Annotated in this window: 13 protein-coding genes; 2 read left to right on the plus strand and 11 right to left on the minus strand. The window is 35.7% G+C overall.

Annotation, left to right across the window (positions count from 1 at the left end; translation table 11 throughout):
• Positions 1–109: 109 nt before the first annotated feature.
• Positions 110–466, plus strand: a complete 357-nt coding sequence (locus C8N46_RS10445; protein ID WP_108114836.1) for a hypothetical protein — start codon at positions 110–112, stop codon at positions 464–466.
• Positions 467–469: 3 nt separating this feature from the next.
• Here C8N46_RS10445 and C8N46_RS10450 read toward each other — a convergent pair whose 3' ends face one another.
• Together C8N46_RS10450 and glyA are read right to left on the minus strand one after the other, a co-directional pair.
• Positions 470–2,182: an FG-GAP-like repeat-containing protein gene (locus C8N46_RS10450; protein WP_108114837.1), complete on the minus strand. Its 1,713-nt coding sequence runs from the start codon at positions 2,180–2,182 to the stop codon at positions 470–472.
• 180 nt (positions 2,183–2,362) lie between these two features.
• Positions 2,363–3,637, minus strand: a complete 1,275-nt coding sequence (glyA, locus tag C8N46_RS10455; RefSeq protein WP_108114838.1) for a serine hydroxymethyltransferase — start codon at positions 3,635–3,637, stop codon at positions 2,363–2,365.
• A gap of 122 nt (positions 3,638–3,759) precedes the next feature.
• On the opposite strand from glyA, the gene fahA reads away from it, so the two are divergent.
• Positions 3,760–5,049 carry a fumarylacetoacetase gene (gene fahA, locus C8N46_RS10460; RefSeq protein ID WP_108114839.1) on the plus strand — a complete coding sequence of 430 codons (1,290 nt, stop codon included), beginning with the start codon at positions 3,760–3,762 and terminating at the stop codon, positions 5,047–5,049.
• A gap of 83 nt (positions 5,050–5,132) precedes the next feature.
• Here the strand turns inward: fahA and C8N46_RS10465 are convergent, their stop codons facing one another.
• From C8N46_RS10465 to C8N46_RS10500, 9 genes are all read right to left on the minus strand, one after another.
• Positions 5,133–6,437 (minus strand): polysaccharide lyase family 7 protein, encoded by a 1,305-nt coding sequence (locus C8N46_RS10465; protein WP_108114840.1) that lies wholly within the window; start codon positions 6,435–6,437, stop codon positions 5,133–5,135.
• 573 nt (positions 6,438–7,010) lie between these two features.
• On the minus strand, positions 7,011–8,831 hold the full coding sequence (locus tag C8N46_RS10470; protein ID WP_108114841.1) for a T9SS type A sorting domain-containing protein: 1,821 nt from the start codon (positions 8,829–8,831) through the stop codon (positions 7,011–7,013).
• A gap of 66 nt (positions 8,832–8,897) precedes the next feature.
• Entirely contained in the window at positions 8,898–9,635 is a 738-nt protein-coding gene (locus C8N46_RS10475) for a hypothetical protein (protein WP_108114842.1), read from the minus strand.
• 201 nt (positions 9,636–9,836) lie between these two features.
• Positions 9,837–10,586 carry a sulfite exporter TauE/SafE family protein gene (locus C8N46_RS10480; RefSeq protein ID WP_108114843.1) on the minus strand — a complete coding sequence of 250 codons (750 nt, stop codon included), beginning with the start codon at positions 10,584–10,586 and terminating at the stop codon, positions 9,837–9,839.
• A gap of 169 nt (positions 10,587–10,755) precedes the next feature.
• Positions 10,756–10,935 carry a class I lanthipeptide gene (locus C8N46_RS10485; RefSeq protein WP_108114844.1) on the minus strand — a complete coding sequence of 60 codons (180 nt, stop codon included), beginning with the start codon at positions 10,933–10,935 and terminating at the stop codon, positions 10,756–10,758.
• 31 nt (positions 10,936–10,966) lie between these two features.
• Positions 10,967–11,161, minus strand: coding sequence for a TIGR04149 family rSAM-modified RiPP (locus C8N46_RS10490; protein ID WP_108114845.1), 195 nt, complete (start codon positions 11,159–11,161; stop codon positions 10,967–10,969).
• Positions 11,162–11,223: 62 nt separating this feature from the next.
• Entirely contained in the window at positions 11,224–11,421 is a 198-nt protein-coding gene (locus C8N46_RS20135; RefSeq protein ID WP_146169791.1) for a hypothetical protein, read from the minus strand.
• 425 nt (positions 11,422–11,846) lie between these two features.
• Complete coding sequence (locus tag C8N46_RS10495; protein ID WP_108114846.1) at positions 11,847–12,647, minus strand: alpha/beta hydrolase; 801 nt, start codon at positions 12,645–12,647, stop codon at positions 11,847–11,849.
• A complete protein-coding gene (locus C8N46_RS10500) occupies positions 12,648–13,508 on the minus strand; it encodes an alpha/beta hydrolase (RefSeq protein ID WP_108114847.1) in 861 nt (286 codons plus the stop codon).
• Positions 13,509–13,538: the final 30 nt, after the last annotated feature.

Consider the following 13,538-nt stretch of genomic DNA (forward strand, 5'->3'; position numbering starts at 1 on the left):
ACCGAAAAGAATCATAAATTCAATTTCCTGTTTTATGATTCTTTTTTTATATGTATCTTAGAAGTAAATATTAACAAACAAGGATATAACTAATCAAAAAAACAACGACATGATTGCTCACATTATTTTTACAATTGCAACGATTTCAGGAGGAATTCTCTTAGGAATTACTGCTTTAGACAAACTCGACGGAGAAAGCAATTTTTTTAATGACATTGCCAAAAAACTAATGCCCTTCACAGTATTAATTGGAGGTACTTGTTTAGCTTTAGGAATTTGGTTTCTTTTTAGCCACATACTATACAGTAGTGTCGCTATTGCTGCAGGTTTACTTTTATTAACACATGTGCTAAGTCAGATTCCATCAGTAGGAGAAAGTCTTGTAAAAGCTTCAAAAGCACTAATGCCTTTTAAGGTAATTATTGGAATTGCACTTTTAATTTTAGCAATTTTAAATATTTTTTAAAAACTACTGAATCACTATTTTTTGAACGGTTTTCGCGGTTTTAGTGCGAATTTCTACAAAGAATAATCCGCTAGCAAGTGAAGAAACATCAAGGTTCGCTTGACGATTTTGTAGGTGTTGTGTAAATAACTTTTTTCCAACACTATCAAAAATCGTTACCGTATACGGTTCAGAAACAGTTGAAGAAACATACAAAACATCCGATGCCGGATTTGGGTAAACGCTGAATTTTTCAGCGTTTTCTTCGTTTATACCTAAGGAACTACCTTCAACAGCCGTCACCACCTGATTAGCCGTAATGTTGGTATACGTATCTTGAATACCGCTTGGCCAAAAGATTTCGAGCATATCAATGGTAGTTTGTGCTCCTACACCAAAAATTTCTGTTGCTGAATTCTGTCCCAAAAATCCTTCTCCACACAATACATATCGGTACATGACTTGTCCACCAACAGTTGCCTTTATTTTAGCGCCAATCCCCGCTTTATTACTAGTTGTTCCTTGCAGTTTTACCTTTAGCCAATTATTGGTGCCTCCAGCATTTCTCCAAAATGTGTGATTCTCAGGTGCCTGATTCACTACCACAAAATCTTGATAACCGTCGTTGTTGACATCACCAATAGCGTTGGAGAAACTTGTGAACGTATCATTCGTAAATCCTGCAGTTGTAGGTACGGAGTAATTGTAGCCTGTTGCACATTCGTAAAACCCTGAAGTCATCAATCCAGAAGCGGTGTTGTTGATCATGCTACTTACATACAAATCTAAATCCATATCATTGTCCGCATCAAAGAAATTTGCGCCCCAACCGATACTGTTAAAAATAGTTCCTGTGGCGGTTGCTACGTCAGTAAACGTTCCGTCACCGTTATTTTGTAATAAATGATTTCCTTCAGGAGTATTCGTCACATAAATATCTAAAAAACCATCGTAATTGTAATCGTCAATCGTAGTTGACATGGCATTTGCCGCTACGCCAGCGCCCGAAGATGCACTGACATCTGTAAAGGTTCCATTGCCATTATTTTTGTATAAAATATTCGTATTGACAAATCGGTCATTGGAAATATAAATATCCAAAAAACCATCGTTGTCATAATCAAAAAAGGAAGCACAAAACGATAAATGTCCCACAGTACTGATGCCCGCAACTAGCGAAACATCGGTAAACGTACCATCGCCATTGTTTCTGTATAGTTGATTCGGAATTATTTTAGCATCATCTTTATTAGACAGAAACAAATCTAAATCGCCATCATTGTCATAATCCCCAAAACAAGCGCCATACGTGTATAGAATCGTACTTGGAATTCCTGCAATTCCAGAAACATCGGTAAAGTTGAAATTACCGTCGTTGTTGTATAATTTATTGGCTGCATCTAGTCGTGCCACAAACAAATCGTTGTCGCCATCGTTGTCATAATCAACCCACAATACTTGTTTGGAATGTCCTGGAATACTGATATTGAAGGTTTCTTCAACAAACGTTCCTGCATTGTTTTTAAAAAATCGAACAGAAAAATTTCCTTTGGAAGCAAACGTAATATCGTCCCAACCATCGTTGTCATAATCATAAAAACTAACGCCGCCAAGTTGTGTGCTAAAACTTCCTGTGATATTAATTCCCACGTCTATCGCTTTTTCCTCAAAAAAAATCTGCGCGTGTACTAAGGGGAAACAAAGAAGTGCTAAAAGTACCATCGTATAATTTTTCATCTGCCAATTTTATTATAAAGACAAATATAGCAAAATCTTAATTTTGTGTTAAAAAATTATGCGATTGTTTGGCAGTGAATGTGTTACATATACATAAAACAAAACGCAGTCGAGATTTCTAGGAATCTCGACTGCGCTCGATTTGATAATTTTTACGTACGTATAAACTGTTTATGATAATTACGCCTGAAACAACGGTTTTCCAGACATCATTGTATTTACTTTAAAGGCGATATTTTCCAAACGTCCTTCATCTTCGTAATGCGTAATGGCTTCGTCAATATATTCCACAATAAGTTCCATATCATCTTCTTTTAAACCTCTGGTAGTCACCGCTGCAGTTCCAACGCGAATTCCAGAAGTTACGAATGGACTTTTATCGTCAAACGGCACCATATTTTTGTTGACCGTGATATCTGCTTTTCCTAAGGCTTTTTCAGCATCTTTTCCTGTGATATTTTTGTTGCGAAGATCAATCAACATCATGTGATTGTCCGTTCCGCCAGAAATGATATTGTATCCTTTTGCAATAAACGCAGCTGCCATGGCTTTGGCATTTTTTTGTACTTGTAAAATGTAATGCATAAACTCATCCGTTAATGCTTCACCGAAAGCAATTGCTTTTCCTGCAATGACGTGTTCCAACGGTCCACCTTGGTTTCCTGGGAAAACAGCGCCATCTAACAACGAAGACATTTTGCGTGGTTTTCCATTTTTTAGTGTGATTCCGAAAGGATTGTCAAAATCTTTCCCCATTAAAATCAGTCCGCCTCGTGGGCCACGAAGTGTTTTGTGTGTAGTTGTCGTTACAATATGACAATGTGGAATTGGATCGTTTAAAATTCCTTTGGCAATCAATCCTGAAGGATGTGAAATATCTGCCAATAACAAGGCTCCTACACTATCTGCTATCTCGCGAAAGCGTTTAAAGTCAATATCTCTTGAGTATGCAGACGCACCCGCAATGATCATTTTTGGCTGTTCTTTGGTCGCAATTTCTTGAATTTTATCATAGTTCAATACGCCCGTTGCTTCTTCTACTCCGTAAAAAACGGGTGTGTATAATTTTCCTGAAAAATTGACAGGTGAACCGTGTGTGAGGTGTCCTCCGTGTGATAAATCGAATCCTAAAATTTTATCGCCTGGCTTCAAGCAGGCTGCAAAAACGGCTGTATTTGCTTGACTTCCACTGTGCGGTTGCACATTTGCCCATTCGGCGCCAAACAAGGTTTTTGCGCGTTCAATAGCAATCGTTTCTACTTCATCAACTACCTCACAACCACCATAATACCGTTTTCCTGGATAGCCTTCTGCATATTTATTGGTAAGTACAGAACCTACGGCTTCCATGACTTGGTCACTTACAAAATTTTCCGAAGCAATCAATTCTAATCCTTCGAGTTGTCTTTCTTTTTCAGCTTGTATTAATTCAAAAATTTGTTCGTCGCGTTGCATTTTTTTGACTCTATGTTAATAAAATCCAAAAATATGATTTAGATTCGATAACTCATATATAAAACTCATATATTTGAAGAGAAATAACATTTTTTTTCAAATATTAAATATTCAGAACAACTATGCCAAATACAACCAATAATCCCAACCGAAAAACATGGCTAGAAGTTGCTCCCGATAGTGACTTTCCTATACAAAATATACCTTTTGGAGTTTTCCTTACTAGAGATGATGTCATTACTATTGGAACACGAATTGGTGATTATGCCATCGATTTAGGAGCGTTGCATCAACTAGGATATTTTGATGGAATTCCACTAACCGATGATATATTTTTACAAGATAGTTTAAACGATTTTATTTCTGACGGAAAGAAAACTTGGCGTTTGGTTCGCAATCGTATTGGAGATATTTTTGACGTAAGTAATGCTACTTTGCGCGATCATGCGGAACATAGAAATCGCGTTATTTTTACCTTGAACGAGATTGAAATGCAATTGCCTGTTCAGATTGGCGATTACACGGATTTTTATTCAAGTATTGAACACGCAACGAATGTTGGAAAGATGTTTCGCGGTGAGGAAAATGCCTTGATGCCAAACTGGTTGCATATTCCTGTGGGATATCACGGTAGAAGTTCGTCTATCATTCCGTCAGGCATTCCAATTCACCGTCCGCAAGGACAAACTCTACCAGCTGGTGCAGACACACCTGTGTTTGGTCCTTCAAAACGTGTTGATTTTGAGTTGGAAATGGCGTTTATTACAACTGATGCAAATCATTTAGGAGAACCGATTCCTATTGAAGAAGCGGAAGATTATATTTTTGGCTTGGTCTTGTTTAATGATTGGAGTGCGCGCGATATTCAAAAGTGGGAATATGTGCCGTTAGGTCCTTTTTTAGGTAAGAGTTTTGCCTCTTCTATTTCTCCTTGGATTGTGACATTGGATGCTTTACAACCTTTTAGAGTAGAATCGCCTGAACCATTAAAACCACAAATGGAATATTTACAATATACTGGCAAGAAAAGTTATGATATTCACCTAGAAGTAGGAATTACACCTGAAAACGGAGAAGAAACGATTGTGTCGCGTTCAAATTTTAAATATATGTACTGGAATATGGCACAGCAATTAGCGCATCACACCGTGAATGGCTGCCCTGTAAATTCAGGAGATATGATGGGAAGTGGAACTTTATCTGGGAAAACACCTGATTCGTACGGTTCGATGTTAGAATTGTCTTGGGGCGGAAAAAATCCTGTCAAATTAAAAGACGGTTCCGAACGTACCTTTATTGAAGATGGTGATACGGTAACCATGCGTGGACACTGTAAAAATGAGCATGTGCGTATCGGTTTTGGAGAAGTAAGTTCAAAATTATTGCCAGTGTTTCAACCCAAAAAAAAGTAACCTAATTATAGATTAATTATAAAATCAAAACTCCCAATAAATATACTATTGGGAGTTTTTTTGCGCTAATTCGGCAAAATGAATTAATGCGTAATACTCAAGTCTTTAATTCGAACAACTCCATGAGAACCTGTATAACTTGCACCTTGAACCGATTGCAAATAGTTTCCAACTTTAAAATAGTTTCCTGAAGTATTGGTACCGATTGCTTGTGAAAAGATTTCATTTGATCCATCAAACACCTTTACAACTCCGTTGTTGTAAGAGATTTTAAAAGTGTAACTTGTATTGAGTTGATAGCCATTATCAATTATCAAACTACTTCCTTGTACATCTTCGGTAATATATCCGCTAATTTTCATGCGTACACCTCCAGAAGTTTGATTTTCATCTCCTATAAATTGTACTCTAATGACATCATCAACGGTACTTGAAGGTCCGTGAATTTGGGCAAAACACAAAACGCCACCATTATTGTCGGCATCTTGAGGCAATCTGTCTACTCTCACGGTAAAGGTCATGGTGTTATTTCCTGAACCGCCATTCCAGCTTGCTAAGTTTCCATTGCTCATTTCTCGTAATTCAACTCTAGGATTTCCAGAATTTTCAGAACCTCCCAAACCTCTGTAGCATTTAAAAAATGTCCATTCACCATCCGTGTAGAAATAATTTGGATCATTATACGTACCAAATGTTTCTCCTGTAGCAGCTAAAACATTATCTCTATACGTTGCATTAGGTCCTGGGCTTCCTGTGAACCCGTTCAGTTTCCAATCATTAGAAGTTAGTCCTAAATTATCTCCTGGAGAATCTCCGTTTCCATTAGTTCCTCCACTTCCGTAGATTTCGGTCTCCGTAATACTATTCCAAGAACTTGAAGAATTTCCAAAACACGAAATTCGCACATAACGCACATCGACAGCATTGAACGTATAGGTTTCTAAACCAGTTGTGTTTCCACTACTTCCTGAAGATTTTTTATCTACAACCGTTTGTAAATTGTAAATAGAAGTTCCTACTCTGATTTTAAAATACGCTTTTCGCTGATCTCCTTTGTAAAAGGCTAATTTTACTGACGAAACCGATTTTACCGAACCTAAATCGTAGGTAATATACTTTCCGTCATAGCCGTTGGACGACCAGCGTGTTCCTAAATTCCCATCTAGTGTATTCTGCGGAACGTTTCCGTCATCGCCATTGGCAGAAACGCTAATTGGGATAATTTCACCGTTTTTTGCAGTTAATGGAACTTTTCCATTATCAACAATGGCAGCTTCTTCTTCTACTTGTATTAATTCGTCTGTTTGACATGAAAAGCATAGCATAAAAGCGATGAGCATGGTGATTTTCACTAATTTTTGATGTTGTTGTACTAAAAAATACTTCATGATTTTGGTTTATGGTTAATTATTTATTGGTAAACCAAATTGGTAAACCAATTTGGTTTACCAATTATACAACAATAATATAAAGATGCGTTCTAGTAAAACCGTAAAAATAAGAGGGTTTTTCTTCTAATAGAAAATTGATAGTCAACATTGCCGTTGAGTTGTTCTATAAGTCGTTTGTCACCACAACATGCATAATGTTTTAAAAACATTAGCGCAATCCTACCTTTGGGACTGAAAAGCATATTTCTGCCCAGTCTATGTTCCTTAATAGTAAAAGTGGCTACCAAATCGTCCCAAGAAATAGTTGTATAAATCTTGCCTAAATCACTTTGTAAAAAACGCTCATAAAACAGCGTGTAATTTTCAGATATTGAAAAAAGAGATAAACGGTGTTTGTAAATCGGAAATTCTTTGTATTATCATAGTCATAGAAAAAAGAAAACCCCATTTTTGAACCATATCGGTCATTTTCGGGGTTTTATGGTTCTTTAAGTTACAAAGAAATCCTAGTATTTATAAGACTTTGTGTATTTTCTGAATGTGCCAAACGAAACTAGAAATATTTATTGCTTACTTTTTTATAATTATTTTTTTAGAAACCTTCCTATAATCTGATGCTAAGATGTGAATAATATATACACCATCAGTTAACGTATTGGTATCCAATTCGTATAGATTTTTCGCATCTGAAAATTGTTGAAGCTTTATTTTTTTCCCTAAAATATCATATAAAGCAATTTCTTTAAGGTTGTACCTTTCTGGATTGTGAATGTAAATTTTATGATTTAGATTGTCTTGTGTGATTTGTACATCAGTAAGTATCAAATCATCTGTACTTAGCAAAGTTGCTTGATTGAACACAATTTGAAATCTATCGTGATATTCGCCTTGCGGAAGCGTTATTTCAAAAGGTAATACTTTCAAGTCTGTATAAGTATTCGCTTCATTATCAAGCAAATATATTGATTGATTTGCATCAAAATTTTGAATATCAAAAATGCGAATTCGCAATACACTATCGTCATCGAGTTGAATGTGAAGCGGAATTGTCATATTACTTGCAAAAGGCAATGCCTGAGCAACATAAGGTTCATTTTCTATTAACCAATATGCATCTTTCGCAATTGTTGAAGGACTTTTGGATTCTAGTCCATAGTCAAATCCTGTAGTTGCTTCTGTGCCATGAAATGTTTGCACCAACTGTCGCGTATACACATCATTAAAATCTACATTTAAGCGAAAGCGCTTGTATGCTTCTGGAACTACACCATAAGGATTCAGTACTGAATTAGTTGTGGTAGCATTATCTTCTGTAGCACTATCATTTTCAATAAAACCAACATCATCTTGGTTTGACATTCTAAAAAATTCACTGTCAGCTCCTGTTTGCTTGTAATACTCTCGATGTGAATTTTTTGTTTGAACGATTCCTGTTGTCGAACTACTTCCTTCTACCATAAATCCTTGCCCGATAGGAATATAACGTCGAGCTCTTTTACCACTGGTACTATTAGAACCAACAGTGTTCAGAGAGCCATCAGAATTATACGTATCAAAAGTCGCAGGAATGAATGTTTCTAAGGTTCCTGCTGCGTTTATAGTATAGGTTGCATACCCGCCAACATAATCAGCAACAAAGTGAGATAATACACTTAAATCTTGCTCCCAATAGTATAAGGTTCCTGTAATAGCGGCGGCATTGTCTGTATCGTGAATATAATCTAACGCATCCATTGCAGAAGGATACGGATTACCTACCAACGTCCATTCTTCAGCAGTCACGCTATTTGAAATAGTTCCATTATTGGGTTTTCCTCTAAAGTCATACAATTGATTATTGCCAGAACCACTAGTTCCTTTCATTGTAAAACCGAGTCCAGGAGCAATAGTACCTGTATTTCCTCTATAAAACCATTCGCTGTATTCAGTGGCATTTTCAAAAGTATATATCCAATAACTTGCAATGGTTAATGGACTCGAAGAGCCATTATAAGAGGTGAAAAGTGCATCTGAACTTGTCGTTAAACCAGTAGCATCGTCAATGAGGTTTATTCTAAAATTTTCATTTCCTAAAGCTGCTGAGTTATTCCCTACTGGAGAGCACCAATAATTATACGCATATTCATGTGTCGTTCCACTTTGGTAGACACTTAGTTGACCTGTTCCAGCATTTCCTGTAGTACCATCTCCTTGAATCAATTGACTATTGTCCCTGAGATATATTTTAGCATCTGTGCTTTGTAAGTTTACATCGTCTCCCACAAACAATACGCGATCGTTTACAAATATATACGCATCGTCTTGTACTAGCAATTGTGCATAAATTTCATTACTAAATAAAAGAAGTAATAGACCAATAAAAAATTTTATTTTTATGGTGTTTATCATCATAGGGTTTCACTTTGTATAAAAAAGTATGTTATTATTGTTTTATTAAAATTATATACTGTTTGTCGTTTATCTAACACGTTCAACTAGTATGCTAGAAGTTCCTAAGCTGTCAAATGTTATGGTAGCACTACTTCCATCTCTGTACGATCGAAGTTTTAATATTTGCCCTGCATTTATTTGAATTATTTGAGAAAAATGTATTGAAAATTTATCATTACCTCCCGAATCTTCTGGACCTACTCCATGTATTCTATCTCCAACATCAGTAGTATCGAGTCTTAAACTTGTATAAATATAGCGCTCGATATCACTTGTAACCAATGATAAATTACATGTAACTCGATACAATCCTGTTTCAAGGATTTCCAGTTGAGTATTGTTTATTTTATTGTATAACGCAGTATCCTCGTTCCATTGCAAACTATTGAAAATATCAATATCAACACCGCCTGATGTATTGAAGTTTGTAGAAGTACTGTTGTTAGAAAATTTTGTTGTTTTACTAATTTTAGTATCATTGATAGGACGCCATACAGAGCCATCCCAATAATAAAATCCAGGGACAACATTGTTAGGAAATGTACCAGATGTTTGGGTATTATATATCAGTGTACTTGTTGGAGGAGCTGTAGTGAATGGTGACAAATTATTTTTTGCAGTTAGAGAAACTCGAGGAATTAAAATACCCTCATCAGAGCTTTCTATTTTTAATGCAACACCATCTTCTACAGTAGTTGTATTGATTCCTATTTGGGAATAAGTCACTGAAAAACAAAGAAATAATAAGGGGAAAATATATTTCATATATGTTGTTGATTTATCTATCAAAAGTATTTAATATAAAGAAAATAGTTAATAATTGAAATAATTAATATGCTATTTTTAGATGATTTGAATGTTTTTTAGGATGAAACAACAGTTTTAAGTATTTTACGTGCGTAACGCTTAGATTTTTCTTTAAGTCTTATAAATCAAATTCTTAAACAAAAGACTATTTCCTTCACCTTACACCAAATAAATTGTAGCAATTGAAAGTAAAATTACGCCATAAATCAACGTAAACGTTTTTCCTGAGGTTTTGCTGCCCATTTTGGCTCCGAAGAAGTTTGCGATAAAGTAGGTTCCGAATAAAATTCCGACCAATTGCCAATCAACAGGACTTTCTAGATTGTATTTTAAAAACGCACCATAACTAACTGGCGGAATTAGAATTGCCAAACTCAGTGAACGGGCAAATTCTTTTTTTAGTTTAAAAACACCGATTAGAATTGGCACCATGAGTACGCCTGCTCCTATTCCAAATAATCCGCCTAAAATTCCCGTCACAGCTGCTAAAATAGCAATCCAATAGACAGAAATTTGATCTTTGTGTGGTTCTTTCGCGTTCTTTTGAACAAACGATTTGAATTGCAATAACGCAATAATGATTAATAATACAGCGAAGTAATATTTTAAACTAGTTTCTCCAATGTAAAAAGCGAATACAGCTCCAAAATACGAGCATACACAATAGGAAATGACACCGACGACAATATGCAACCATTGCTGTTTTACATACGGATAAAGCGACATAACACCGAGTAAACTCATTGGACCAAGCATCATGGTCAATACATTTCCTTGCGCCGCCAATTGCGACATTCCACAGTATAAAACCAGAAACGACACTAAAAACGGACCGCCACCAATGCCTGCAAATCCACCAATATAACCAACAGCGAGTCCGAGAAGTATGTAAATGTAGATGTCACACATGTGAAAAATTTTCCGCAATGTACTAAAAGTTTAGTTTTTGGCTGTAGAAGACAGAAAATCATTCAAAAATTGTGAATTCTCTAGTTTCAGCATACATTTCATAAAAAAACAACTCCAAACCGAAGTTTGGAGTTGTCCCTTTACATTTGGATTAGCGAATTAATTAATACTAGTACGCACAATACGCACTCATCGTACAATCTAACGGATTAATAGTAGCACATAATGCTGCCAATACCGAAGTTGAAATGGTTGAACCTCCTTTTACAGCGTCTACTTGCTTATCGTGTAATTGTGCAATGGTAGCTTTTTTAATTTCTAACGATGATTTTTTGATTTGTTTTTTCATAATCTTTTGGTTTTAATGATTTACAATTATATTACACTGGACACGTATGATATGTTTCTGTGAACGTGCATGAGCGCTCGGTAATTAAACATAAATACGGAATAAATGTCGGACATAAATGCGCTACGGCCGAACCTCCTTTAAGCATGTTTAATTCTTTATTTGACAAGCTAGCAATGCTTGATTTGTTCATTTTTAACGTTTTTTCAATTTTTTGTTTTTTCATGATGATGTAATTAAAAATTTATGCCTACTCGTAAGTTTTTCAGCTTCCACTTTTGTTGGTGACTAGCATGTGGTGTTTGGACACTGATAACAATTAGTGTACAAGGCAGTAACACAGTTTTGTGTACAATCTTCCGTTTCACAATGCAGTCTGTCAGCAGATTCAATTCCGATAGTTCCCCCTTTTAGTTTTGTACCGTTAAAATTTGAAATTACAGACTTTTTAAATAGCAAATTTGATTTGAATTCTCGTTTTTTCATGATGAAATACATTTTTAGTAGTGCCTACTCTAGTAGTTTTTCGGCTTCCCCTTTTTGAATAAATGGCCGTTTATTTCTACCCTAAAGCAAGTAAGAAAAGTTTGCAAAAACATCTTTACCGATAAAGGTTTACAAAATTGAATGGTTGTTTAATTTGATAAAAAAACACATCGCTTTCATACTGTGTGATGCGTAGACAATCAAAAAAGTTCTTTAAAAGTCAGCGCATTTTTGTTTGTGTAGTGTACAAATTGTACATCCCTATAAAAGTTAACGCGTATAGCCTAAAAAAAGCATTATTCTTTGCCTCTACAATGTTTTGTAGCAGTGTAAAAAGAACCCAAAAAGCTTTTTTTGTAAGACTACTTCGCTTTTAGGTATGTTGAATATTGAATTTTAAAATCTTTGAATTGAGCGCAGCGATGCTAAAGAAAAATCGCGTCTAATGCTTTAAAATAGTCTTCAAAGCTTATCAAATCGTTGTGAGCGCCGTTTTGGATGGTGTAGAATTGTTTGTTATTGCTAGCAGCCTTTTTATAGAGCTTTTGACCGTGTTTATAAGGTACTACCGCATCTTCTGTTCCGTGAATGATATGCGTTGGCATTTTGATGTGTTGTACGTTTTTTATGTTTTGAAAAGGATAGCGTAACAACCATTTTAGCGGTAAAAACCAAAAGCGTTGTTTTCCTATATCGTATACACTCGTAAATGTAGATTCTAAAAGTAATTGCTTGGCGTTACGTTTTGTTGCCGTGTGCGTCGCAAAAGCGCCACCAAGTGAGCGACCGAAAATGGTAATATCTTCTTCTTCAAACTTTGTACGTGCATAGTCATAAAACAACAAAGCATCTGCCAACATTTGTCCATGACTGCGCTCTCCTACACTTTTCCCATAACCGCGATAGTCCATGATTACTACATCATATTTATATTTTGTAGCTAACGTTTCTGCCCATTGTCCCCAATAATCTATCGTACGCGCATTTCCATGAAAATATAAAATAACGCCTTTTGGGTTTGGCTGTTGGTAATGTAATCCATGTATAATGGCATCGTCAGACGCTTTTAAATATAATTCTTCAAAAGGTATCGACGACGTAAATACGTGATCTTGCGGTAGTGTTTCGCTTCGGAATATTATTTTTTCTTGAAATGCAGTTATCATACAAATAAGCAACAAATATACGGCAATGAGCGCAATACTGACACGTTTTAGAAACTTCATCTAGACTTTTTTTCTTCTAAAATTCAAACTAGAGTTTTTCGGGTCAATTTCTTTGGGTAATTCCGAATGTAGAATTTCTTCCAAGAAACGATGATACTGCGGAAACGTATGCAAATTGTTATGTCCGCCATCAATCACAGGATACAAGCGCGTCCATTCAGGATTGATTTTGGAGAGTTTTACGCTCGTTTTAAACGGAATGAGTTTGTCACTCGTACCATGAATGATTTTTATCGGACATTTTACATATTCAATCCAACGATAGGTTTTCACAGGAAAACGTAAAATAAGCGACATCGGCATGATAGGCAAAAATCGTTTGGTTATGTGTTTGACGCTGTAATACGGCGCGTCTAAAATCAGCAATCTCGGATTGTTACTAGAAGCGAGTTTGGTAGCAAATCCTGAGCCTAACGAACGTCCGTACAGTGTAATATATTGTTCATCAACTTGTTCTTTCAGTCGGTCGTACACATATTGCAAATCTTTTTTGATGCCTTTTTCGGTACGTTTTCCGGTACTTTTTCCATAGCCACGATAATCTACCATCAATACATCAAATCCGTGACGGGTAAAATCGACTGCAAACTTTCCCCAACCTTTAATGCTTCTGGAGTTTCCTTTTAAATACAACACCACACCTTTCGGTTTGCGGACTTTAAAGTGGATTCCGTTGATATTCACACCAGGATCGACTTCAATATTATATTCATCAAAAATTTGGTTTTCGTAGTCAAATTTAAAATCACTTGGCAATTTTTCTGCCTTAAAAATAAAGCGTTCTTGCAAAAAGTAGAGAATTACATTTGCAAGAATATAAATAATGATAAAAATAAAAATCCCAAGTGCCCAATATGACATGTATGCTAACTTTTAAAACTTTAAGATAGC

The sequence above is a fragment of the Kordia periserrulae genome, from assembly GCF_003054265.1.
Lineage (GTDB): Bacteria > Bacteroidota > Bacteroidia > Flavobacteriales > Flavobacteriaceae > Kordia > Kordia periserrulae.

Excerpts from the sequence above, each read along its gene's own strand:
- C8N46_RS10480 (WP_108114843.1), bottom strand. The coding sequence starts at position 10,586 with ATGTGTGACATCTACATTTACATACTTCTCGGACTCGCTGTTGGTTAT.
- C8N46_RS10445 (WP_108114836.1), top strand. The coding sequence starts at position 110 with ATGATTGCTCACATTATTTTTACAATTGCAACGATTTCAGGAGGAATT.
- C8N46_RS10450 (WP_108114837.1), bottom strand. The coding sequence starts at position 2,182 with ATGAAAAATTATACGATGGTACTTTTAGCACTTCTTTGTTTCCCCTTA.
- C8N46_RS10485 (WP_108114844.1), bottom strand. The coding sequence starts at position 10,935 with ATGAAAAAACAAATCAAAAAATCATCGTTAGAAATTAAAAAAGCTACC.
- glyA (WP_108114838.1), bottom strand. The coding sequence starts at position 3,637 with ATGCAACGCGACGAACAAATTTTTGAATTAATACAAGCTGAAAAAGAA.
- C8N46_RS20135 (WP_146169791.1), bottom strand. The coding sequence starts at position 11,421 with ATGAAAAAACGAGAATTCAAATCAAATTTGCTATTTAAAAAGTCTGTA.
- C8N46_RS10470 (WP_108114841.1), bottom strand. The coding sequence starts at position 8,831 with ATGATGATAAACACCATAAAAATAAAATTTTTTATTGGTCTATTACTT.
- C8N46_RS10500 (WP_108114847.1), bottom strand. The coding sequence starts at position 13,508 with ATGTCATATTGGGCACTTGGGATTTTTATTTTTATCATTATTTATATT.
- C8N46_RS10495 (WP_108114846.1), bottom strand. The coding sequence starts at position 12,647 with ATGAAGTTTCTAAAACGTGTCAGTATTGCGCTCATTGCCGTATATTTG.
- C8N46_RS10465 (WP_108114840.1), bottom strand. The coding sequence starts at position 6,437 with ATGAAGTATTTTTTAGTACAACAACATCAAAAATTAGTGAAAATCACC.
- C8N46_RS10490 (WP_108114845.1), bottom strand. The coding sequence starts at position 11,161 with ATGAAAAAACAAAAAATTGAAAAAACGTTAAAAATGAACAAATCAAGC.
- fahA (WP_108114839.1), top strand. The coding sequence starts at position 3,760 with ATGCCAAATACAACCAATAATCCCAACCGAAAAACATGGCTAGAAGTT.
- C8N46_RS10475 (WP_108114842.1), bottom strand. The coding sequence starts at position 9,635 with ATGAAATATATTTTCCCCTTATTATTTCTTTGTTTTTCAGTGACTTAT.